The organism is Mesorhizobium sp. IMUNJ 23033 (assembly GCF_044778005.1).
Taxonomy (GTDB): Bacteria; Pseudomonadota; Alphaproteobacteria; order Rhizobiales; family Rhizobiaceae; genus Mesorhizobium; species Mesorhizobium amorphae_A.
The window spans coordinates 35,106-57,852 of sequence record NZ_JBJACT010000003.1; the positions used below are offsets into that span (position 1 = coordinate 35,106).

Sequence of the window (22,747 nt, forward strand, 5' to 3'; positions counted from 1 at the left end):
TGCTGGAAGGAATGAGGCGGCGGCGATTTCGAACGTATCGCCAAGCTGGAGCACCCCTCATCCGACCGAGCTTCGCTCGGCCACCTTCTCCCACAAGGGGAGAAGGAAGGGCGAACCGCGCGGCGCCTCGAGCCGGCAATGCAAGTAAGCTTCCTCAACGCGACAATCCTACCGTTAGCGATGCGATGTCCGGCCGCCCGGCCAGGGAGACGGGGCGGGCGGCCGGGTCAGGACCTTGGACGGCAGGGCGTTGCGCCACCCTGCCGTCCAGCCAGTCCTTATTTCTGCGGCGCCTGGTCGATGATCGACTGCATGGTCTCCTGCGCGTTCGAAATCGCGCCGTCGACATCGTCGCCGAAGAAGACCTCGTTGACCATCTGCGTCCACGGGCCGTTGGCGGAGTTGATCAGATCGTTGAACACCACCGTATAGGGCGTGCGGCCCTTGGCCATGGCTTCGGCGGCGATCTGGTAGCGCGGATCGAGATCCTTGAGCGCCTCCTTGGCGATGTCGCCGCGCACCGGCAGGCTGCCGTATTTCGCCAAAATGGTCTGGCCTTCCAGCGAATAGGCGAAGTCCAGAAACTCCTTCACCACGGCGAGTTTCTTGGTGCCCTTGGTGACGACGAAATTGTCGCCGCCGGCAAAGGACGACCAGCCGCCATCCTTGCCCGGCAGGAAGGTGACGCCATAATCGACATTCGGGTACTGCGTGTTCAAAGCGCCGATGGCGAAGGCGCCCGACGGCGTGATGCCGATATTGCCGGCGGCAAAGGCGGCAAAGAAATTGGAGCCGGTGTCGGTCTGCGCGCCGGCCGGCACCAGGTCCTTCTTGACCATCGAGCGGTAGAGGTCGATGGCGCCGCGCAGCTGCGGACTGTCCAGCGTCGCCTTGGAGCCATCTTCGCTCAGGATATCGCCGCCCGAGGCCCAGATCAGCGGCGTGAAGGTGAAGATGTTGCAGCCGCCGCAATTGCCGGAGAAATAGAAGCCCTTGATGTCGCCGCCGAGCGCGTTGACCTTTTCGGCGTCGGCTTCGATCTCGGCCCAGTTGGTCGGGCCCTTTTCGGGATCGAGCCCGGCCTGCTTGAACAGTTTTTTGTTCCAGATCAGCACCGAGCTGTCGGCCGAGAACGGCAGGCCGTAGATGCGGCCCTTGTAGGTGCCGGTCTTGACATGGGCCGGCGACAGGCTGGCGAAATAAGGCAGCGACTTCGCCCAGTCAGTGATGTCTTCCAACTGGCCGGCGGCGGAAAAAGCCGGCGTGTAAATCAGGTCGAGCGACAGCGCGTCGGGCGCGGTGCCGCCGGCGCTGCGCCATATTTCGGGATGATCTCGGCATTGGGGATGATGTCGAGCTTGATCTGGTTCTCATGCGCCTTGTTGAAGGCATCGACGATGCGCGGCATGAAGTTCGAGCCGTCGGCGCGAACCCAGATGTTGGCGGTGTCGGCGGCCATTGCGGGCAAGGCAAAGATGCTCGCGGCAAGAGCGAGCCCGGCTATCATGGTCTTCATGGTCTTCCTCCTCATAGGTTCTTCTCCCTGTTCGGCCGCGCCGCCCGGTTCACGGGGCAAGCAGCGGCCTGTCTCAGCCGCCCGGTGGACGGCCGCATGACTGACGCACCACCAGCCGGCACGGCAGTTTCCTGATGCCCGGCGCGGCCACCTGGCCGCCGACGAGCGAAAGCAGAGCGAGCCCGGCCTCGCGGCCAAGGGCTGAAAGGTTCATGTCGACCGAGGTCAGCGGCGGGCGCGTTGCCTCGGCCACGATCTCCCAATTGTCGAAGCCGATGACGCCGACATCGTCGGGCACGCCTATGCCGCGCTCGCGCAGCGCATCGATGACGCCGCGCGCGATCTGGTCGTTGCCGCAAAAGACGGCGTCTGGCGTCCCTGCCCCGCCCGCCTTGCCGTCGAACAGTTTTGCCACCGCCTCATGTCCCCATGCTTCCGACCAGGCGCCGAGCAGCGGCTCGGCAACCGGCAGGCCGTGCTCGGCAAGCACCTCGCGATAGGCCCGGGCACGCTCATGCACCACGGCGAAGCTCGCCGGACCGGTGACATGCGCAATGCGCCTGCGCCCCAGCCGGCAGAAATGCTCGACCGCCAGCCGCGCGCCGCCGGCATCGTCGGATTCGAAGCCGACGGCGTCGGGATCGGGCTGGGTGAAGGCATAGATCACCGGAATGCGCAGATTGGCGAGATCGACCGGGAGATGGCGGTCGATGCGCTTGCCGGTGGCGATGATGCCGTCGACGCGCTTGTCGAGCATGGCCTCGACATGCAACTGGGCGAGCAGCATGTCGTCCTCGACATTGCACAGGAACACCGAGACGCCGGCATCGACCAGCGCATCGGAAACGCCGGACATCAGCGGCAGCGAGAAGCGGCCATAGGTATCGTTGGTGAGCAGCCCGACGGTGAAGGAGCGCCGGCGCAACAGGCTCTGCGCCAGGCTGTTCGGCCGAAAACCCAGCCGCTGCGCCGTCTCGCGAATACGCTCGCGCGTCTCGGCCGTCATCCGCCCCTGCCCGTTCAGCGCCTTCGACGCGGTCGCGACGCTGACGCCGGCGGACGCGGCCACCTGACGCAAGGTGACCGGTGTCTTGGCGGGCGCTGGCGAGGCGTCGGAGGACATGGTGGGTGGCGAATTCCCTTAGTTGGGAAAAGGTTTTCTCTTATCGCCCTGCGAGGTGCTGATTGGTGAGGTCAGCGGATGCGGGGTGATTTGGGAAAAGGTTTTCTCAGAGGGAGATTAGGGGAAGGATTTGGGGATGGCAAGGGGGATAACTTGGGTATGGGCGTGTCCGAGACGACCGCTTCGCGCCTGATGGCGGCCGTAGAGGTCAGCTTCGCCACTGCCTGAAAGCAGCCATCGCTGGGGACCATAGTAGAGGTCACAGTTGCGCCCAAAGTTTGCCATTCGCTTGTGGCGGAAGGAACGGCCACTCGTTGATGCAGAGCGGTCTTCGACGCCGAAGGCGATGTGAGGTGATTTTGACCCTATTCAGACGCCCCGGAGATTAGTTCTTATCGTCGAGACAATACAAACAACGAGGCGTTCTCAGTTTGATCTTGGTGCTTCTGAAAGTGCATCTATCTAAATTGATCGAGTAGTTCCTTTGCTTCGACGAGGTCGCGCGTATCGAAACCTTCGGTAAACCAAGCATATACAGGAGTCAGCAGGTCGCGAGCCTCTCCGTCTCGGTCCCGAGCGTGGCACAGCCGCGCGAGGCTAAGAGCCGTCCGCAACTCCAGCGATTTCGTGCCTTGGTCACAGGCTAGGATCAGGGCCTTTCGGAACCAGCTTTCGGCGGTATCATCTTGGGGATTTTGCTGGAGCAGGAGTTCACCCTTGGTGCGGAACAGCTCAGGCACAAGATGTTTCGAACCGAACTCTGCGACGATATTCAACGCCCTATCCAATAGAGGCAGCCCTTCGCTTGCCCCACCACACTCGCCGCAGGCCCGCGCCAGAACACAGAGGTTGTGTTGCAAGCCAGCTTCCGCACCCATCGCTGTGATAGCTGCAAGTCCCTCGCGCATCTCCCGGATGCCATCCACCAAATGCCCCTCTTCAGCGAGCGCCCAGCCGAGTTGGAATCTGCCCTCGGACATCTCGCGCCGCAGGCCGAATTCCTTTGACAGCGCGATTGATTTCTCTAGATAGCGGCGCCCTTCGGCGGGTTCGCGCCGCAAGAGATGAAGGTCGGTGAAGATCGACTGCGCCATCGCCATCGTAAAGGGATGAGATACTCGTTCGGCCAAGGTTACGGCTTCTTGGCAACGGACAAGGGCTTGGTCAGGATAACCGCGAAGCCAAAGCATCAGCGCAGAAAAGTTCCTGCAGCAGACGCCTGGGTCGTGTCCGGTATAGATGTAAGTCAAGCGATGATCCCGATCGGGATCGTAGGTCGCGATACCATAATCTAAATGGTGTTCGGCGGCAGTATAGTCTCCGATGTAGTATTTGGTGGCCCATTGCCGATGATGTGCCTCGAGGAGTAGGGTCTGGTCGCCGGATGCCCGCGCGAGATCCAGGCACTGAACGCCGAGTTCGTCAGCGGCGGGCAAATTGCCGGAAATCATGTGGTACGAGGCTTCACCACAGAGCGCGACGAACAACTGGTCCGTATCACCCAGTTTCTCGGAAAGCGTACGGGCTTCGGAGAAGGCCTGCAGGACCTCCGTCGCTGCAAAGCCCCTGGTTGCCATCATGGTCACGCCCAATGCCGTCTGGAGATGAATCTCCTGTCGCAGGCGACTCTCTGCGTCCGGCAAGGACGCAACCAGTTCGAGTCCCTTGCCTAAGTTGGCAATCGCCTCAGGATGGGCCGATCGCTTCAGGGCTTGTTGGCCAGCCTTCAGCCAAAAGTCGACGGCTTGCTGAGGAAGGCCGCCGGCAGCGTAGTGGTACGCCAGCGTCTCAGGTTCGGCCTCGACGATCTCGCGGAACTGCGCCTCCAGCTCTGACGCGATGCTGGCGTGGATGTGTTGCCGCCGGCTTTTCAGCAGGCTCTGATAGGCAGTGTCCTGGACCAATGCATGCTTGAACGTGTAGGTCGCCTCGGGCGGGACGCCGCGCCGAAAAACGAGTTCGGACTTTTCAAGTTGCTGCAGGATGCCCTCGAGCCGGGCATTATCGTAGCCGGTCACAGCAGCCAGCAGACGATGCTGGAAGACACGGCCGATGCAGGCGCCGATCTGTGCCACCTCCTTGACCGGAGCGAGCCGGTCGAGGCGAGCCATCAACGAATCGTGCAGCGTCGACGGGATCGCAAGGAAGGGCAACGTCCGCGACAGGACATAGTGGTCGCCTTCATCGGTAAGGAGGCCGGACTCGAGAACAGTCTTCGTCAGTTCTTCGACGAATAGGGGCACGCCCTCGGTCTTGGCCAGAATTTGGTTTCTAACGTCCGTGGGCAGCATCTTGCCACCAGCCACCCGGTCGACGATCGCTGATCCCTGATCGTGATCAAGGCGGCTGAGCGATACCGCGGTGACGTACGATAGCGGCGTCCACCGTGGCTTGAACTCAGGGCGGAAGGTTATGATGAGAAGAACCGGCACGCTTTGTAGGCCGTCGATCAGCATGTCGAGCCATTCGCTGGTCGTCGGGTCGATCCAATGGGCATCCTCGATAATCATCAGAACCGGCTGTCGCGCCGCGAATCCTTCGAGTAGTTGGAGCAGGGTTGTCAGCGTACGTGATTTACGCGCCTGCGGCGTCAGCTTCAGGGGCGCATAGCGGCCAAGGGTGTCGATCGACAGCAACTCCGCCAACAATGGTACCGTTTCGGCAATGTCGGGGACAGCCTGTCCCAACAGAGTCTGGAGCTTGTCGAGCTTCGTCTCCGAACTGTCGCTGCGCACCAGTCCCGCAGCACGCTCGAGCTGCTTGATCACCGGGTAGAGCGCGGTGTTCAGGTGGTAGGGCGAACAGAAATAGCGCAACCGGGCGTGCGGCTCGGCGCTCAATCGCTCTTCCAGCGCGGCTATCAGTCGCGATTTGCCGATGCCCGGTTCACCAGACAGCAATACCGCCTGGCCGTTTCCTGCCCGAGCCTGCTGCCAGCGTTGAAGCAGAAGCTCGAGTTCCTCGGATCGCCCCACCAGAGGCGTCGCAACTCCATGCAGCGCATCAAAGCGCCCCTCCGTGTCGGCCTCGCCGATAATGCGCCAGGCGCGGATGGGAGTTGCGAAGCCCTTGAGCTGGCGGCGGCCTAGATCGATCATGTCGAACAACCCGACGACCAGCCTGTGCGTGCCGCCGGCAATCACGACGGTGTTCGGCTCGGCCAGGGCCTGCATGCGTGCCGCAAGGTTGGGCGTTTCACCGACGACGGCTTCTTCCTGCGCTGACCCTTCGCCAACCAGGTCGCCGACCACGACAAGGCCGGTGGCGATGCCAATGCGGGCTGCAAGAGGTTCGCCCGATGGCGTCGTCAGGTTAGCGGTCGCCGCTGCTGCCGCCAGGCTTGCGCGCACTGCCCGTTCAGCATCGTCTTCATGCGCCCTGGGCCAGCCGAAATAGGCGAGCACGCCATCGCCCATGAGCTTGGCAACATAACCCTCGTAGTGTGCAATCTCGGCCGACACCGCACTCTGGTAGGCACGGATGACGTCGCGCATTTCCTCCGGATCGAGCCGCTGTGACAGCTCGGTCGACCCCACGAGGTCGATGAACACCACGGTCAGGTGCCGCCGCTCGGCCTCGCGTACAGGCGCCGCTGATACCGGAGCGGACACGGAACTCGCAGGCGACATGGTGTCGTCGTCCAATGCGGAAATCGCCGCCAGAACCTTGCGACGCGGGCCGACGGGTAGGCCCAGCTCCCTCAGGTCATCTTCCGTGAGATGCCGAAGTGCATCGAAATCAACTTCGTTCGCGGTGAACGCCTCAATGTACTTGTCGAGCCCAAGGCGGGCCAGCCAAGAGGCGATCTCCGGCATGATGCTAACCTCGCTGGCCGGAAATCTATCACGACCGTCGCGCGCCGGACAGCAACACTCTACAATTCATATCTTCGCTTTCGGAGCAAACACACACCCAAGGTGGCCTGGGCGAATGTCGGCTCGCACCGCTTTTCCGGACCTTCAAGATCGCGAGACTGAACGGCAGCCTTGGGTCAGATCAGGACGCTGCTCGCGCAGAACTGAATGTCAGCTTTTATAGATCTCGCTGCTGGGAGCTGGCGGTCCGCTTCCGGCCAAAACCGGCCGCCCTGGCGCAAAGCGGTCGTTGACGTCGCGCGCTGCGTAAGTCGGCGTTGGGTCAAAAGCGGCGGTAGCGGACAAACGAGCCCAGACCACCCACCAATGCTTCCCCTCACCCCACGCGCTTCTCGTGCCCACTTGGAGGTGACGCTAAGCACCAGGTCGACTGAGGTCGACGCTTGAGCCTGACATCGGCCAAAAAAACCAAAGCGCCGCGCTATCTTTCACAGAGCGTGTCGCAAAACGCCCGCGCCATCCGTCCTCTGACCAAAGGAGAGCGCCATGCGAAAACTCATCGTCACCGAGTTCATCAGCGTCGATGGCATTGCCGAGGTCGAGAAGCTGCCTGGCGTGACCTGGAACGACGAGATGCAAAGGTTCAAGGAGGATGAGCTTGCCGACAGCGGCGCCATGCTTTTGGGGCGCACGACCTATGAGATCTTTGCCGGCTCTTGGCCGAGCGAAACCGGAGATTTTGCCGAGCGGTTCAACGCGTTGCCGAAATATGTCGCTTCCACCAGCCTGAAGGCGCTCGACTGGAAACCGGCCGAACTGCTCGAGGGCCAGCTGCCGGAAGCAGTCAGCACGCTGAAGCAGGGCAGCGGCGGCAACATCTATGTGCATGGCAGCCTCAGCGTCGCGCAGGAATTGCTGCGCCATGGCCTGGTCGACCGCGTCAGGCTGCTCCTCTATCCCGGCGCCGTCGGCCAGGGCAAGCCGCTGTTCCCGCCCGGCGAGAAAGTGCCGCTCGCGCTGATCTCGGCCACGCCATTCAGCAACGGCGTGGTGGCGCTCGAATATGCGCCGGTGACGGCGAAGCCGTGACGCGCGCTGCAACAGCAGCCGTGCCCGAGGCCGGCTGGTGTTTCAACCCGTCCGGATTTCTGTTTGAATGCGGCATTGCGGCGTGGAGTAGCGTTCCCATTTCAAACGATCCATTTGGCCCTTTGCGGCTTCGTTTTCTGGCCCGGTGCGCCGATCAGCTCGCTGAGCTGAAGGTGATGGCGGATGAACGGCTATCAGGGCGAAGTGCCGACGATCCTCTGGTCAGGATCGCTCACTCGCTGGCGGGTGCGGGCGGGACGTTCGGCTTTCCGGATATCAGCGCGCGGGCGTCCGCGCTGGAGACGCTGCTGATCGCGCAAGCGGATGCCACTGAGACAGGTCTGGCGCTCGACGCGCTGATCGCCGAGATCGAGCGGGCCGTAGATTAGAAATTGGCGACGCCCTGCCCTGTTCACTTCTTCGGGCCGGTCAGGCCGGTCCTGGTCATCTCGCCCCAGCTCTGGTCGGCGCGCAGATACTGCCACCAGCCCTTCACGCGCCAGAAATTGTTGAGCTGGCGATAGCCGAAATTCTCGAACACGGCCACGGCCGTCAGCACGGCGAGGTCCCGCGCGCGCGGAAAACGCCGAAGCTCGGCCTCTTCGAGGACCAGCGAACACACGCTCACGCAAACGCCATAGGTGAACACCAGCGACGTGAACGCCAGCAGATATTCGGTCGAAAGGATGCCGAGCAGCCAGAAGGCCGGGATCAGCACATAGCCCAGCACCTCCGATATCGGCCCGAGCACGTCGACGACCAGTATGTGGCCAAAGCCGAGGAAGCCGACACGCCCATAGCGGGGGTTGAAGAGCATGGAGCGGTAGCGGAAGAAGCATTCGAGCGCGCCGCGCTGCCAGCGCGTGCGCTGCCTTGCCAGAACGCGCAGCGTTTCCGGCGCTTCGGTCCAGCACACCGGCTCCGGAATGAACTGGATGCTGTATTTGCGTTTGGTATCCATCATGTGGCGGTGCAGCTTGATCACGAGGTCCAGGTCCTCACCCATCGAACCACTGGTGAAGCCGCCAACCGCCACCACTTCCGCGCGCCGGAACAGGCCGAAGGCGCCAGACACCAGCATCAGCGTGTTGATGCGGCTCCAGGCAAGCCGCGCCATGAGGAAGGCGCGCAAATATTCGACCACCTGCAGCAGCGGCAGCAGCCGGTGCGGCAGCCGGACCTCGCGCACCCTGCCGCCTTCGATCCTCGAGCCGTTGGCGATGCGGATCGTGCCGCCCACGGCGATGGTGCGCTCGGGATCGTCGATAAAGGGCTGGGCGGCGCGCATCAGCGCATCGGGTTCGAGGATGGAATCGCCGTCGATCACGCAGAACAGCGGCGCGCGGCAGACATTGATGCCGGCATTCTGGGCATCGGCCTTGCCGCCATTTTCCTTGTCGACCACGAACAGCCGTTCGGTCATCGGCGAGGAATAGAGGCCGCGGATCGGCTTGTGTGTGAGCGCCTCCTCATAGGGCCGGTGGAACTTCACCAGCTTGAAGCCTTCGATAAGGCGCTGCAGCGTCTGGTCCTTGGAGCCGTCGTTGATGACGATCACCTCGAAATTCGGATATTCGAGCGCCAGCATCGAATGCACGCTCTCGACCACGTTCACTTCCTCATTGTAGGCGGGCACCAGCAGCGCGATCGGCGGCGCGACGTCGCCATAGCGATGCCACAGCAGCGCCGAACGCGCGACCGGCGGGCGCTTGGACAGCGCATAGCCGGCGATGATGAGCTGCAGCAGGTAAACCGCCGTCTGCGCCAGTCCCGTCACGATGATGAACCAGGACAGGATGGAGGCAACCAGGACGATCTCTTGGCTCCAGTCGAACATCAGGCGGCCGGCCCCTCGGCAAGGATCAGGGAGGCCGTGCGCTGGCTGCGCGAGACCTCGCTGGCGGCAATCACGCGCAGCACCTCTTCTCCCTGTTGGCCGAACGAGCGCAGCGCGTTGGCAGCGGCATAGCGCACGATCCATGCCTCGTCGTCCAACAGTTGCGCGAGCGGCGCGGCGAGTTCGGACAGGCCGAGGCGGCCGGCGGCGTCGGCGGCGTCGGCACGCACGTCCCAGCCATTGTTTTCCATCGCCTTGACCAGAATGGCCGGTGCGTTGGCATGTCCGGTCAGGCCGAGCGCCCGCAATGCGGCGGCGGCAACCTCCGGCGACCCATCGCCGGCCGTGCGGGCAAAGAACTCGCCGAACTGGAAGCCGCCGGCGCGGGCAAGTGCGTCGATCGCGGCCGCCCTTATGAAAGGCACCGCGTCCTGACGCCCGGCATAATCCCTGAGCTCGTCGAACCGCTTTGGCGGAAAGCGCCTGAAAAGCTCGATCAGGCGCCGCGAGCGCTGCCCCGCCACGCCGATCTTGCGCAGCGTTATGACGAGCGGCGGCAAGGCGCCGACATCGCAGAGCGCGATGGCCACCGCGATCCTGACCTCGCGCGAGCGGTCGCGGTCGAGCGCCGAAAGCAGGCTCGCCACCGCGTTCTCCGAACGCAGCGCCGCCAGCATCTCGGCCGCGTGGATGCGTTCGGCGCCGTTGCCTTTTTCCAGCTGGGTGCCAACAAGCGCCGGCAGCCCGCATTCGTTGAAGGCTGCAAGGAGTTCGTCATGTTCCTCGCCGCGCAACAGGGAAATGAACTCGAAGCCGGCATCGGTCGCCACCCTCGCCGGCACCGCGAGCAGCGCCGCCTTCAATGCTTCGCGATCCCGGTTTTCGGTGAAGGCGATCAGCGCCGTCAGAAGAGAGCGCCGCTGATCGGCGTCCGCCGTCCCCCGGCGCTCGTGCAGCACCCGGCGCACGATCAGCAGAAGCATGATCGCCAGGGAAAGGACACTGAGCAGGATGGACAGGTGCCAGATGTACAACATGATCAGAACCGCGTGGTAAGGCCGAGCCCGAATATGGTTCGGTCGAATGTCGGGCGTTGCTCATGGGCGAGGCTGGCGCGCAGCGTCAGCGGGTCGGTGACGTCCCAGGAGATGCCGCCAAAGACGGTGCGCGTCGGGACCAGCGTGCCATCGGAGATTTCGGGGGCATCCGCGTAGCCACCGAACACATTGACGCCCGGCGTGAGCGCAAGATCGGCCCGCAGCACATAGCCGTCGGCGCGCGTGCCGATATCGTCGGCCGCGTGCACCCATCGGGCCGAAAGTCCCAGCCGGCCATCCAGGACATAGGCCTGCACCCAGGGCGAGATCGTGGTGATCTCGGCGTTGGCGAAATCGTCGTAGCGGGTGTCGATGTTGAGCGAGAACGGGCCGAAGGCCTTGGCCGGCGCCATGATCTGCCACGAAGCGCCGGCACCGATCGAATAGCGCGCCAAAAAGTCGGCATCCGGCGTCGCCGCCGCCAGCGCATAGGCGGAAACCGTGGGCGAGAAAGCCTGGTCGATGCGGCCTTCGATCTGAACGTCGGTGCGACCGTAGCGGGTCGCCACCCGGGTGCGGCCCGAAATCGTCGTCCGTGGGGTGAGCCGATAGGCAAGGCCGGCCGAACTGTCGGTCCAGTCGCCAAGCCCGTCGGTGAGATCGCTCACTTCGCTGCCGAGATCGAACCGCCATTTGCGCGGCGGCGGCGCGGCCAGCCTCTGCTCGATGTCGCGCGAGCCGGGTTCGAGGGCAAGCGCCTGCCGGTAGGCGTCGCGCGCGGCGCCGTCGTCGCCACGGGCGCGGCGCACATCGCCGATCCCCACCAGAGCCTCGGCATTGCGCGGATCGATCGCCAGCACCCTCTGAAACGACTGCTCGGCCCGCGCGTAATTCTGCTCGAGCAGGGAAATCCGTGCGTCGAGGCCGAGCGCCTCGACATTTTCCGGCGCGGTGCCGAGCACGTCGTCGATCATCGCGAGGGCGCCCGGCACGTCGCCCTGCCAGATCGCCAGGCGGACCTTACCCAAACGGGCGTCGAGAAGGCCCGGCTCTATGGCCAGCGCCTGGTCGAAGAAATGCCCGGCCTCGTCGAATTTCTGCTGGGAACCCGCGACGAGGCCAAGGGCGACGAGAATGTCGGTGTTTTTTGGCGCCAGCCGGAGCGCGCGGCGATAAGCCTTCTCCGCCTCAGGCAACTCTCCCGACGCCCGCAATCTCCGGCCCTCCTCCATCAGGCCGGCAACGGGATCCGGCCGCGGAAGGCGTGGCTTCCCCGCGGTCGCGGCTGCAGGCTTCGCCTTGCTGCTGGCCTGCTGGGCCTTGCGGATGTTGGCGACAAGCGCGGCCGCGTCGGTATTGCCGGGTGCGGCACGCGAGACCTTTTCGGCCAGCGGCAGCGCGGCGTCGAGATTGCCGGAGCGGAATTCGATCTGGGCCATGCCGAAGCTGGCGTCCAGATAGGCCGGCGCCAGTGAAAGCGCCTTGGAAAAGGCCTCGCGCGCCGCCGGCAGATCGTTGCGGCCGAGCTCGGCGAAGCCGAGTTGCACCAGGGCGTCGGCATTGTCGGGCTTGAGCGCCAGCGCACGCCGAAGCAGGTCCGCCGCCTCGTCGAAATTCTGGGCTTGCCTGGCCTTGACGCCGGAAGCGTACAGTTCGTCGACCGTCTGGGCCAGCGCCGCGGCAGGCGCAGCGGCAACCGCCAGGAATACGCATGCGGCAATGGTGGCGCGCCGGCCGCGCCGCATCAGCGTCTCCCGCTCTTCCGCGCGAGCAGACGCGCAAGCCGGGCCAGCAGTTCCTCGGGAATGAAAGGCTTAACAAGGTAGTCGTCCGCTCCCTTCTCAAGGGCCGAGACGATGTCTTTTTCGCCCTTGCGGGCGGTCAGCATGACGACCGGGGTTTCGGACAAAGCCGGATCGCCCTTGATGCGGGCAAGCACTTCCAGGCCGTCGGCCTTGGGCATCATCGCGTCGAGCACGATGATGTCCGGCGCGTCATGCTCCGCCTTAGAGAGCGCTTCGGCCCCGTCTACCGCCTTGATGACCTCGTATCCCTTCGCCCTGAGCCTGAATTCCATCAGTTCGAGCAACAAGGGATCATCATCGCAAATCAGAACTCTTGCCTTCGCTCCGTTCACCAGCCTTGCTCCGGTTCGCGCCTCGTATGCCGCTAGCCCCCCGGAGTGATTGATCCCATGAACCGACATCCGCCAACGCGGTTCACGCAGACAGACACATTCCTCTCGAATCTCTCGCCGACGACCGCCGATGCCGCGCGATCATAGACAACCTGATTCGAGACGGCTGCGCCTCAGCACAATCAGTAGATGAATAAGGCCGCATGGTATAGGAGCGTGAACGGCATCGCACAGGCTGCGGACAAGCCAGCCCGTCATCTCCGGCTAAGCGCAAGCAAATTCTTGACTTCACCGGCAAGCGCAAGCGGGTCGAACGGCTTGGCGATCACCCCTACCGCCCCCATTGCCAGATAGCGTTCGACCTCATGCGTCTGGGTGCGCGCGGTGATGAACACCACGGGTATCGACGCCGTCGGCCCGGATTCGGCCAGCCGTTTCAGCGTCTCCGGCCCGTCCATGTCCGGCATCATCACATCGAGCAGAATGAGGTCGGGTTGCCATTCAGCGGCATCGGCCAGCGCCTGCATGCCCGAGGAACAGGACCGCACCTCGAAATCCGGCTCGAGCTCCAGCGACATCTGCGCAATTTCGCGGATATCGTCCTCGTCATCCACATACAGGATCCTTGCGGGCATCAGCATCACTCGTTGGCGTGCGCGGCAGACCGGGTGCCCCTGCGGGACGAAACCAACATGCTTCTGACCAGCTTGGCGACATCGATCTCCGACGCCCTGGTCTTGGTCATCATCGCCTGCACCCGGTCGCCGAGTTTCTCGTCCAGCTCCGCCGCCGAGAACACGATGACCCCGGTCTCGAGCGGCAGATCGATGAGCAGATCCAGCCCCGATCCGTCGGGAAGCGCGATGTCCAGAATGACCAGGTCGAAGCGATGCTTCGCGACCGCCCGGCGTGCCTCCTGCAGCGTTTTCGCCGAGGTGAACGAGACGCTCGGACCCAGCCCCGCGGACATCACGGCAAGCACACCCTCGTCGTCCTCGACATGGAGGATCCTCGGCCTCCGGTCGACCTTGCCGTCAACGATCTTGGCAAGAGCGGCGTGAAGCCGCCTCGAATCCACCGGCTTCTCCAGCCAGTCGACGATGCCGACGGCGGTGCCGTTCAGCGAGCGCTTGGCCTCATCGGCGACGGCGGAGATGACGATGACCGAAATATCGGAATTCACCGGTGACGCCCTGATGTCGTGGAAGAGCTTGATGCCGGATTCCCCCGCCAGCCTGATGTCGAGCGTCAGCGCCACGTAATCGCGGGAGCGCAGCAGCGCCTTGGCGGTGTCGATGCCAGGGGCGACGTCGCTGGAAAAGCCTTCCGCATCAAGAAGTGCCGCGATCACCGCCGCGACGTCGGCCTCGTCCTCGCAGATGAGAACACGCAGGCGGCCATCGCGCGGCCGCGACCGGCGCTCGACCAAAACCGGCTTCTCGGCCTGCCTGTGCGCTTCGGCAAGGTCGACGTGAAACGAGGTTCCCTTGCCTTCCTCGGTTTCGAAGGAAACGGCGCTGCCCAGCTTTTCCGCAATGGCCTTGACGATGCTCAAGCCCAGGCCGGTGCCGCCTATCCTGCGGGTGCTGGACGCGTCCGCCTGCTCGAACTTGCCGAATATGCGGCTGCGGAAGGCCTCGGGGATGCCGGCGCCCTGATCGATCACCGAGATGCGCAGCATGTCGCGATCGCGACGCTCGAGTTTCACCGTCACGGTTCCGTCGGCGTCAGAGAACTTGATCGCATTCGACAGCAGGTTCGCCATCACCTGATGCAGGCGGTCCGGATCGATGTTGGCTTCGGCGCGCGGGGCATCGTCGACCAGGACGATGCGTATCCGGCTATCGGCCATGTAGTTGGAACTGGCGGCAATGGCCTGCTCCAGGACGGGGCGGACAGGCATCTGCTTGATCTTGAAGGGGATCACGCCCGATTCGATCTTCTCCATGTCGAGGATGTCGTTGATGAGGAGAACCAGCCTTTCGCTGTTTTTGTGGGCGATGTTGACGAGGTTGGCGGCCTTGGGCGGCAGTTCGCCGGCCACGCCGGCCGCGATCAGGCCCAGCGAGCCGCGGATGGAGGTCAACGGGGTGCGCAATTCGTGGCTGACCGTGGAAATGAAGTCGTTCTTGAGCTGGGCGGTGCGCTTTTGCTCGGTGATGTCGCGATTGTAGGTGATGACACCGGTGATCTTGCCGGACTCGTCGCGGAACGGGGCCTTGAGCGTGTAGAGCCAGCCCTGCCTGCCATCCGGCAAAAGCGCCGGCTGATCGATCCGCAGCGTCTGCCCGGCCTCCAGCGCGCCCATCTCATCCTGCCGGAAGCGCTCTGCCACCTCCTTCGGATAGAAATCGAAATCCGTCTTGCCGATGAGCTGCTCCACCGAAGCGGCGCGAATCATTTCGGCGGTGGCGGGATTGGCGGCGATGAAGCGGCCATCCACATCCTTTATGTTCAGGCAGTCCGGCAGCTCGCGAACCATGGCCCGGTAGATCATGTTGGACATCAGGAGATCGCGCCGCCGCTGCTGGCGGTCGAGCAGCACGCCGATGATAATTGTGCTGAGAAAACGGAACACGAGGGACGGGAACGTGCTCTGTTGCACCAGGCCGGTAATTTGCGCGGGGATCACCAGGAGCGTGATCAGCCCGGCAAGGGCGACCGATACGCCGAGACCGAATATGTCGTACATGGTGCGCGACCGGGCCGCAATGATGTGGTGCCACGCAATGCCAACGACGGCGGTGATGAGGATGCCCATGACCCCGACGCTCGCTCCCTGTCCGCCGAGATGGATGCGATAGGCAATGGAGCCGACCGTCGCGATGAGCATTGCCGGCCATCCGCCGAAGAACGCGGCCGCAGCAATGAAGGCGGCACGCAGATCGACGACGAAGCCGGAGACGGACAGGGCCGTCGCCATAGAAATGATCGCGCCCACGCACATGACCACGCCGAGAAGCAGCGACTGCATCCGCCGCGAGAGACGCCCAGTGAAATCCGCCACAAGGTCCCAGGCGACCACGAGGATGGAGACCAGGGCAAGATTGGCGAGGAGTGAGTGCCAGATCTCGATCATGACGTTCCGGCTCCTTTTTTCCGATAGATACCGGCAAAACCTATCCGAGGTCTAAAAGAGCCGGCGCTCTGCGGCAACGGCGCACGTCGAAACCACGCAGAAACGGTGCCGCCCGGCCTGGCTTCGTGACGGCCGAACCGCCAGTCGCAATGCTCTGCGATGCGTGGATCGCCTTTTAGCGATCTCGCGGGTGCCGGCGGCATGTCAGTGGATGAAGTGGCCCGGTGCGGCGTCGAACGACGCTGATCCAAACACAGCGAATCGCTGGTGAATGACTTTTCCTGGGTGCAGTTCCGCAAACTGCCCATGACTTGGGCAGTTTGCCAATCACCGTGGCATTTATACAACCACTAATTTAATCACCCCCTGCTAAGACACGCTGGGCTTATTCATTGGGGGTACGGGCGATGTTCACGCGCTTTTCTGCGAAATCCTTTTGTGCGCCGTTTCGACGGTGGCTTTGATATCTGCCGCGCATGCGGCCGATGTCGCCCAGCCGGTCGAGGCGTCCGGGCTCAACTGGAGCGGGCTCTATGTCGGCTTCGGCGTTGGCGCCGGCGCCAACGTTCATGAGATCAGCAGCGACTTCATCCCGGGCCTGTCCCTGAACGGCATTGGCGGCGAAGGCGTCTACGGCGAAGTGACCGTCGGCTACGACTATATGGTTTCGCAGCGCTTCCTGCTGGGCGGGCTGATCGACGCCCATTTCGGCAATATCGAGACCTCGCTTGATGCATTCGGGCTCAGCGCCTCGATCCAGGAAACCTACGGCTTCGATGCAGGCCTGCGCGCCGGCTATCTCTTCACGCCGAACACGCTGGGCTATGTGCTGGGCGGCTATTCCTGGCAGAAGTACAAGCTGGACACCAACGCGGGCTTTGACCTCGATTGGGACCAGGGCGGCTACTTCGTCGGCGCCGGCGTCGAGACCGCCGTCGCCGGCAACTGGACGATCAAGGGCGAGTATCGCTACACGCGCTTCGCCACCAATGACGATCTGCTGTCCGAGTTCGGCGCACCGGATGGCTTTCTCAACCTCGACACTTCGCGGCATACGTTCCAGGTAGCCGCCAACTATCGCTTTGGCGCCCAGAACGGCGGCGGCGCCGCCTTCGAGGCTCCCGCCTACAACTGGACCGGCTTTTATGTCGGTGGCGGGCTCGGCGCGGGTGCGTCCGTGCATCAGCTCGACGTTCCGCCGGCCGGTGTGACGTTGAACGGGATCGGCGGCGAAGGCGTGTTCGGCGAGGCGAGCATCGGCTACGACCAGGATTTCGGCAGCTGGGTGGCAGGCGTCATGGTCGACGCACGCTATTCCGGGATGACGTCGAAGGTGGAAGTCCCCGGGGGGCAGATCAACCTCGACACCGACTACGGCTTCGACGTGCTCGGCCGCCTCGGCATGAAGGTCAACGAATCAACCCTCGCCTATGCGCTCGCCGGCTACACCTGGCAGCATTTCGACCTGAATGCCTCGGCGCCCATCGGCGACATCCTCGACTGGGGCTCCAGCGGCTTCTCGGTGGGTGGCGGTGTGGAAACGGCCGTATCGAGCAACATGACGGTCGGTCTCGAATATCGCTACTCGCAATTCGAAGAGCATGATTTCTCGTCGGATCTGGGCGCACCGGACGGCTCCCTCACCTCCACGCCGTCCTTCCACACCGTGCGGATCGACTCCAAGTACAAGTTCAACTAAGCCCTCCAGGCAAAACAGCTAAGCCCGCCGGCAATGCTGGCGGGCTTTTTCTTTGCCGCGTGGAAATGCTGCCGCGGGCAGGTTACCTCCGCGGAAACAAATACCCCACGCCGCGGATCGTCTTGATCAGTTCCGGCTTGGCCGGGTCCTTCTCGGTCCGGCGACGCAGCCGGGTTATGCGGCTGTCGATGCTGCGGTCGAACGGCTCGTCGCCCCTCGGCGGTGCAAGGTCGAGCAGTTCGTCGCGACCGATGACCTGGCCGGGCCGCGTGGCGAAAGCCGCAACCAGGTCGAGCTCCATCGGCGTCAGCGACATGGCCCTGCCCTCGGCGTCGCTCAGCGTCCGCGCGTTTGCATCGAAGATATAGGCGCCGAAGGCGAAATGCCCGGCCGGCAAGGAATCGGCGCTATCAGCCGCCTTCGGCCTGCGCCTGCGCAGCACCGCGGCGATGCGTGCCTCCAGCTCGGTCGGCGCGAAGGGTTTTACGAGATAATCGTCGGCGCCGACCTCGAGGCCCGCCACCTTGTCGAAGACCGAATCGGCGCTGGTCAGCATGACGATGCCCGCATCGTGATGCTCGCGCAGCCAGCGGGCGAGGCTGAAGCCGTTCTCGCCGGGCATGTTGAGGTCGAGAACGACAAGGTCGGCCTTCGCCGCCGTGATCGCCTCGCGCAGTTCGGCGCCGCCGGATGCAGTACGGACACTGTGGCCTTTAGCCTGCAGATAGTCGGCGATCATGAACGCCACGTCGGTCTCGTCGTCCACGACAATGATGTCGGCCATGCGTTCCCCCGATGCCGCGAGCCACCACCGGAAACGTACAGAGCATTCGCCCGGGGTCAACCGCACCCTGCCTTGGCGGCAATTCCCGGCTGATCGACACAACTGAAACAAGGACCGTCGAGAAAGCCGGCGCACGGCATCGTCGTGAAACCTGGCCGCGCCAGCTTATCGGACAGCACAATGAAAGAGGGAGCAATGCCTTGGCACCGCTTGAGATGGCCGACTTGACAGGTCGGGAGCCGTTCAGTCCACTGGCCACGCGGGAGCAGCAGCATCGCGACCGGCGCATCCATCAGTGGAGATCCCGCCTTGCCGACCTCCTCGAATCCGCCCCTGTCCCGGCACTTCGCGTTCGCCATGGCCGCCCTGCCTCTGGTTTTGCTTGTCGCCGGCCTCGGCCTGCATCAGTTCCACAGCCGGCAAGCCTCGCTTGTTCCCTACGCGATCATCCTGGCCGGCCTGCTGGCCTTCCTGTTCGCAACGCACCGGATACTCCTGCGCGAATTTTCACGCCCGGACGCCGGCGATGAGCGCTTCGCCGGCGATGGCTCTGAGCAGGCAGGCAGAGCTTCGGGCGTCGCCGAGGACGCCGAGCAAAGACGGACCCGCGAGGCATTGGAGGCCAGCGAACAGCGCTACCGCAGCGTCGTCGAAACGCAGACCGAATTCGTCATGCGCATGCTGCCCAACGGCCATCTGACCTTCGTCAACGAAGCGTATTGCCGCTACTGCGAGATGCCGCGTGAAAAACTGCTCGATCCGGCCTGGTGCGACCTCGACCAGTTGACGCAGGCCGAGCGCACGCGGTTTCTCGCCCATGTGGCGCGTCTCACCCCGGACAACCCGGTCGCAACCATCGAATTGAAGGTGGAACGGCCAATGCGAGGCTCGACCTGGGCAGCCTGGACCGATCGCGGCATTTTCGACGAAAACGGCAAGCTCACCGAAATCCAGTCCGTCGGGCGGGACGTCACCGAGGAGAAACGCGCCCTAGAGGCGCTGGAGGCCAGCGAGCAACGCTACCGCAGCGTGGTCGAACTGCAGACCGAGTTCGTCGTCCGCATGTCGCCGGACGGCTACCTGACCTTCGTCAACGATGCCTATTGCCGGGCATGCCGGATGACACGGGAACAGCTTCTCAGCCCATCCTGGTGCGAACTCGACGTGCTTCCCCCGGACGAACGGCGCCGGTTCGTCGAGCATCTCGGCCGCCTCACCCCGCAGGCGCCGGATGCCAGCATAGAACTTCTCAACGCAATGCCCGATGGCGTGAGCCGATGGCTGGCCTGGAACGATCACGGCATCTTCGATGGCGAAGGCCGCCTGATCGAGGTGCAGTCCGTCGGCCGCGACATCTCCGACCGCGTCTTCGCCGAACAGGCGCGACTTGAAGCAGAGAAATTGTCGAGAGAAGGGGATGCGCAGTTCCGCGCCATCGCCGAGGGCGTGCCGTTGCCGATCACCATCTCGGCAATCGACGGGCCCGAGATCCTGTTCGTCAACGAGCCGGCGCGCAAGATACTTGGCGTCGAGATCGGCCAGGTCGGCGCGGAGGCGATATCGACCTGGGAAAGCCGCGCCCGGCGCGACGATCTTATGCGGCTTCTGCTGCGCGACGGCCTCGTCGACGCATTCGAGGCCGGCATGACCACCATGCAAGGGACGAGGATCGACACGCTGGTTTCGGCGCGTCTGATCACGCGCGGCGGCCGGCCGGCCATGCTTGCCGCCGTCACAGACATCACGCGTCAGCGCGAAGCCGAAGCCGAAATCGCCCGCCAGCGCGAGACGCTCTATCAGTCCGAGAAGCTCTCCGCGCTTGGTTCGCTGCTGGCGGGCGTAGCGCATGAGCTCAACAATCCGCTGTCGGTCGTCATCGGCTACAGCTCGATGCTGAAGGAGTTTTCGACCGACAGCGCGACAGTGGGCCGCGCCGACAAGATCCACGCGGCGGCCGAACGATGCTCGCGGATCGTGCGCACGTTCCTGGCCATGGCGCGCAAGAAGCCGCCGACGAGAGGCGCCGTCGACATCAACGAGGTCGTCATCGCCTCGCTGGAACTCGCCGCCTACAGCCTGCGCTCGGCCGGGATCGAGGTCCGCACCGAACTGGAGGATGGGCTTGCCAATATCTGGGGCGACCGCGACCAGCTGCATCAGGTCATCACCAATCTGGCGGTGAACGCACAGCAGGCCTTGCTGCAGGTGCCGCATCCGCGGCGGCTGACGATCATAACCACCGGGCAAGACGGCATCGTCGAGATCGTGGTGGCCGACAACGGCCCGGGCATGGCGGAGACTGTGCGGGCGCGCGCCTTCGAGCCTTTCTACACGACCAAATCGGCCGGCGAAGGCACCGGCGTCGGCCTGTCCGTCTGCCATGGCATCGTAACCGCCCATGACGGCAGCATAGAGCTGGATTCGACCGAGGGCGGCGGGGCGCGCTTCACGATCCGGCTGCCGAGCGGCAAGGCCGAGACGGTTTCAGCGCCCGCGACGGCCGGCAAGGCGCCGCCCGCGCCATCGGCCGCGCGCATTCTGGTGGTCGACGACGATGCCGATATTGCCGCGATGATCGCCGAACTGCTCAGGCGCGATGGCCACGAGGTGACCATCGCCGACGACGCGCATGCCGCCCTGAGGGCCGTGCGCCACGAAAGGGTCGACCTCTTGATCAGCGACATACGCATGCCCGGCCTCGACGGGCCCGGCCTCTATCGCGCCTTGGAGGGGGTGCGCCCGGGGCTCGCCGGCCGCCTGCTGTTCGTGACCGGCGATACGCTGGCCCCCGAGATCGATCGCTTCATCGGCGAGACGGGCGCGCCCGTGGTCGAAAAGCCGCTCGATCCGCAAAGCTTTCGCAGGCTGGTGACGGAACGCCTCAGCGCAATGGAAGAGGCCAAGCCATGACCAGGCAGAAATTGCTCATCGTCGACGACGAAGCGCCCCTGCGCGAGATGCTGTGCGACTACCTGCCGGTGCATGGCTTCGACGTCCGCGCCGTCGCGGATGGAGCCGGCATGCGCGCCGAACTCGACCGCTTCAGCCCCGATCTGGTCATTCTTGACGTCAATCTCATCGGCGAAAGCGGCTACGATCTCGCTCGCGAAATCACCGGACGGAGCCGCATTGGGATCCTGATGCTGACCGCCGTCGGAGACCTGCCGCACCGGCTCGAAGGCCTCGCCGCCGGCGCCGACGACTATATGGCCAAACCCTTCGAACCGCGTGAACTTCTGGCGCGGGTCAGAAGCGTTATAAGGCGCTTGGGCGAGGAAGAGCAGGCGCCGGCAAACCGCATCCGCTTCGGCCGCTGCGTGCTCGACATGGATGGCCGCACGATGGTCGATCCGGACGGCGCCGACGTGGAGCTGACGCCGATGGAATTCGACCTGCTCTGCGTGTTCGCGCGCCACCCAAGGCAGATCCTGTCCCGCGACCAGCTTTGCAGGCTGGCGCACAACCGCGACCTCGAGCCGGGCGACCGCAGCATCGACATCCGCATCACGCGATTGCGCAAGAAGGTCGAGGCCGAACCCGAGGCGCCGGCCGTCCTGGTGACGGTGCGCGGCGAAGGCTATGTCTTCGAGCCCGCCCGCGATGAGGCGCGAAGCCGCTAGAGCTGCGACTTGCGACCTGGTGCAGACGTCTGTTGCAGTGCCTCACGCCGTCCCACCCGCTTGCGAACTTCCCTGCGCAGGCTGCGCGCGGTGTCGCGCACGACGGGAATGGTCCAGCGCGCGGTTGCGGTCGCGATCAACAGCCCGGCGACCGGATCGACGAAACGGGCAATCACCGTACCTTCCCAGACCATGGCTGTTGCCAGCGATGCGGCGATCAAGAGGTTCGACGAGAGCTTGTCGGAGAACAGGCATATCTGCGCGCGCGCCAGTGCGGATGCAGCAAGGGCGTTGCGGGCCTTCCAGCGCCGCAGGATCCAGAAATTGATCGCGGCGTAGACGAGATTGAGGTTCATGGCGAGGACCACGCCGGAGCCGTGCGGTTCGACGCCGCCGGCCGTAATGCGCTGGACCGCGATGCCGGCGACGACAGCCATGGAAAGGCACATGCCGGAGGCAGCAAGCGCATTGGCGAGTGTTTCCGCCAGGGCCGCCCGGCGCTTGCCGATGCCCGATTTCCTGCCGCCAGCCACGACCGCGACAACGACCAGCACCAGCATGTCCATCAGCGTCAGAGCGAGATCGGCGCGGATGGTCAGCGAGGTGGACGTGGCGGCCGCGTAGGCCGTCAGCAGCAGGCCGGGCGTGCCCGCCAGGACAGCCAGATGTGCCGTGCGGACAGCCGCCGCGTCGCCATCCGATCCGCCATTGGTTTTCTGCAAAGCTTGCATCGCCAGAATCTCCCCGTTCTGGCGCCACCGATGACGCAGCGATGTTGCTCGGATTTGCCGATTTGCCGTCGGAAGGTTTCGTTTGTGTCGTTGCGCGGCTCGCGCGCCTCCATTGTCATCGTTTGCGGATAACGGGCGGACGTTCGGTCCCGGGGCGATCGCAACAATCGAAACAAAACGGCCGAATTCGGCATTCGCCTGAAACAGCCGGCAGCGAGAAACCGCGCCATGGAGCGCACCCGGCGGGAAGGCTCCGCTGAAAACGACAAAGGAAATCACG

Annotated in this window: 16 protein-coding genes and 1 pseudogene; 5 read left to right on the forward strand and 12 right to left on the reverse strand. The window is 64.1% G+C overall.

Annotated elements, in window-relative coordinates:
* Positions 1–278: 278 nt before the first annotated feature.
* The 3 genes and pseudogenes from ACFX5Q_RS05075 to ACFX5Q_RS05085 form a co-directional block, all read right to left on the reverse strand.
* A pseudogene (locus ACFX5Q_RS05075) lies at positions 279–1,516 on the reverse strand (ABC transporter substrate-binding protein).
* Positions 1,517–1,589: 73 nt separating this feature from the next.
* Positions 1,590–2,639 (reverse strand): LacI family DNA-binding transcriptional regulator, encoded by a 1,050-nt coding sequence (locus ACFX5Q_RS05080; protein WP_404275892.1) that lies wholly within the window; start codon positions 2,637–2,639, stop codon positions 1,590–1,592.
* Between the two features lie 458 nt (positions 2,640–3,097).
* Positions 3,098–6,454, reverse strand: a complete 3,357-nt coding sequence (locus ACFX5Q_RS05085) for an AAA family ATPase (protein ID WP_404275894.1) — start codon at positions 6,452–6,454, stop codon at positions 3,098–3,100.
* Between the two features lie 546 nt (positions 6,455–7,000).
* On the opposite strand from ACFX5Q_RS05085, the gene ACFX5Q_RS05090 reads away from it, so the two are divergent.
* Together ACFX5Q_RS05090 and ACFX5Q_RS05095 are read left to right on the forward strand one after the other, a co-directional pair.
* Positions 7,001–7,543, forward strand: coding sequence for a dihydrofolate reductase family protein (locus ACFX5Q_RS05090; RefSeq protein ID WP_404275896.1), 543 nt, complete (start codon positions 7,001–7,003; stop codon positions 7,541–7,543).
* The gene (locus tag ACFX5Q_RS05095; RefSeq protein WP_404275897.1) at positions 7,540–7,932 is read left to right on the forward strand and encodes an Hpt domain-containing protein; all 393 of its coding nucleotides are present in this window, start codon (positions 7,540–7,542) and stop codon (positions 7,930–7,932) included. Before ACFX5Q_RS05090 ends, ACFX5Q_RS05095 begins: the two co-directional genes overlap by 4 nt.
* A 23-nt stretch (positions 7,933–7,955) precedes the next feature.
* On the opposite strand, the gene ACFX5Q_RS05100 is transcribed toward ACFX5Q_RS05095, so the two are convergent.
* The 6 genes from ACFX5Q_RS05100 to ACFX5Q_RS05125 form a co-directional block, all read right to left on the reverse strand.
* On the reverse strand, positions 7,956–9,380 hold the full coding sequence (locus ACFX5Q_RS05100) for a glycosyltransferase family 2 protein (RefSeq protein WP_404275899.1): 1,425 nt from the start codon (positions 9,378–9,380) through the stop codon (positions 7,956–7,958).
* Positions 9,380–10,417, reverse strand: coding sequence for a HEAT repeat domain-containing protein (locus ACFX5Q_RS05105; protein WP_404275900.1), 1,038 nt, complete (start codon positions 10,415–10,417; stop codon positions 9,380–9,382). The genes ACFX5Q_RS05100 and ACFX5Q_RS05105 overlap by 1 nt, the downstream gene beginning before the upstream one ends.
* A gap of 2 nt (positions 10,418–10,419) precedes the next feature.
* Positions 10,420–12,162 carry a YaiO family outer membrane beta-barrel protein gene (locus ACFX5Q_RS05110; RefSeq protein WP_404275902.1) on the reverse strand — a complete coding sequence of 581 codons (1,743 nt, stop codon included), beginning with the start codon at positions 12,160–12,162 and terminating at the stop codon, positions 10,420–10,422.
* Complete coding sequence (locus ACFX5Q_RS05115; protein ID WP_404275904.1) at positions 12,162–12,554, reverse strand: response regulator transcription factor; 393 nt, start codon at positions 12,552–12,554, stop codon at positions 12,162–12,164. Before ACFX5Q_RS05115 ends, ACFX5Q_RS05110 begins: the two co-directional genes overlap by 1 nt.
* Before the next feature lie 254 nt (positions 12,555–12,808).
* Positions 12,809–13,189 (reverse strand): response regulator, encoded by a 381-nt coding sequence (locus ACFX5Q_RS05120; protein ID WP_404275906.1) that lies wholly within the window; start codon positions 13,187–13,189, stop codon positions 12,809–12,811.
* A 5-nt stretch (positions 13,190–13,194) separates the two neighbouring features.
* The gene (locus ACFX5Q_RS05125; protein ID WP_404275908.1) at positions 13,195–15,633 is read right to left on the reverse strand and encodes an ATP-binding protein; all 2,439 of its coding nucleotides are present in this window, start codon (positions 15,631–15,633) and stop codon (positions 13,195–13,197) included.
* 463 nt (positions 15,634–16,096) lie between these two features.
* Here ACFX5Q_RS05125 and ACFX5Q_RS05130 point away from each other — a divergent pair, with 463 nt between their 5' ends.
* A complete protein-coding gene (locus tag ACFX5Q_RS05130) occupies positions 16,097–17,332 on the forward strand; it encodes an outer membrane protein (protein ID WP_404275937.1) in 1,236 nt (411 codons plus the stop codon).
* A gap of 82 nt (positions 17,333–17,414) precedes the next feature.
* On the opposite strand, the gene ACFX5Q_RS05135 is transcribed toward ACFX5Q_RS05130, so the two are convergent.
* A complete protein-coding gene (locus tag ACFX5Q_RS05135) occupies positions 17,415–18,116 on the reverse strand; it encodes a response regulator transcription factor (RefSeq protein ID WP_404275910.1) in 702 nt (233 codons plus the stop codon).
* A 56-nt stretch (positions 18,117–18,172) separates the two neighbouring features.
* Positions 18,173–18,475, reverse strand: a complete 303-nt coding sequence (locus ACFX5Q_RS05140; protein ID WP_404275911.1) for a hypothetical protein — start codon at positions 18,473–18,475, stop codon at positions 18,173–18,175.
* On the opposite strand from ACFX5Q_RS05140, the gene ACFX5Q_RS05145 reads away from it, so the two are divergent.
* The gene (locus ACFX5Q_RS05145) at positions 18,474–21,026 is read left to right on the forward strand and encodes a PAS domain S-box protein (protein ID WP_404275912.1); all 2,553 of its coding nucleotides are present in this window, start codon (positions 18,474–18,476) and stop codon (positions 21,024–21,026) included. The genes ACFX5Q_RS05140 and ACFX5Q_RS05145 overlap by 2 nt on opposite strands.
* Entirely contained in the window at positions 21,023–21,736 is a 714-nt protein-coding gene (locus tag ACFX5Q_RS05150) for a response regulator (RefSeq protein WP_404275914.1), read from the forward strand. Before ACFX5Q_RS05145 ends, ACFX5Q_RS05150 begins: the two co-directional genes overlap by 4 nt.
* On the opposite strand, the gene ACFX5Q_RS05155 is transcribed toward ACFX5Q_RS05150, so the two are convergent.
* Positions 21,733–22,746, reverse strand: a complete 1,014-nt coding sequence (locus ACFX5Q_RS05155) for a hypothetical protein (RefSeq protein ID WP_404275916.1) — start codon at positions 22,744–22,746, stop codon at positions 21,733–21,735. The two genes, ACFX5Q_RS05150 and ACFX5Q_RS05155, sit on opposite strands and share 4 nt — an antisense overlap.
* Position 22,747: the final 1 nt, after the last annotated feature.

Bases quoted from the DNA above. Each gene is read 5' to 3' on its own strand.
- ACFX5Q_RS05080 (WP_404275892.1), bottom strand. From the start codon at position 2,639: ATGTCCTCCGACGCCTCGCCAGCGCCCGCCAAGACACCGGTCACCTTG.
- ACFX5Q_RS05085 (WP_404275894.1), bottom strand. From the start codon at position 6,454: ATGCCGGAGATCGCCTCTTGGCTGGCCCGCCTTGGGCTCGACAAGTAC.
- ACFX5Q_RS05090 (WP_404275896.1), top strand. From the start codon at position 7,001: ATGCGAAAACTCATCGTCACCGAGTTCATCAGCGTCGATGGCATTGCC.
- ACFX5Q_RS05100 (WP_404275899.1), bottom strand. From the start codon at position 9,380: ATGTTCGACTGGAGCCAAGAGATCGTCCTGGTTGCCTCCATCCTGTCC.
- ACFX5Q_RS05105 (WP_404275900.1), bottom strand. From the start codon at position 10,417: ATGTTGTACATCTGGCACCTGTCCATCCTGCTCAGTGTCCTTTCCCTG.
- ACFX5Q_RS05110 (WP_404275902.1), bottom strand. From the start codon at position 12,162: ATGCGGCGCGGCCGGCGCGCCACCATTGCCGCATGCGTATTCCTGGCG.
- ACFX5Q_RS05120 (WP_404275906.1), bottom strand. From the start codon at position 13,189: ATGCCCGCAAGGATCCTGTATGTGGATGACGAGGACGATATCCGCGAA.
- ACFX5Q_RS05125 (WP_404275908.1), bottom strand. From the start codon at position 15,633: ATGATCGAGATCTGGCACTCACTCCTCGCCAATCTTGCCCTGGTCTCC.
- ACFX5Q_RS05135 (WP_404275910.1), bottom strand. From the start codon at position 18,116: ATGGCCGACATCATTGTCGTGGACGACGAGACCGACGTGGCGTTCATG.
- ACFX5Q_RS05145 (WP_404275912.1), top strand. From the start codon at position 18,474: ATGGCCGCCCTGCCTCTGGTTTTGCTTGTCGCCGGCCTCGGCCTGCAT.
- ACFX5Q_RS05140 (WP_404275911.1), bottom strand. From the start codon at position 18,475: ATGGCGAACGCGAAGTGCCGGGACAGGGGCGGATTCGAGGAGGTCGGC.
- ACFX5Q_RS05150 (WP_404275914.1), top strand. From the start codon at position 21,023: ATGACCAGGCAGAAATTGCTCATCGTCGACGACGAAGCGCCCCTGCGC.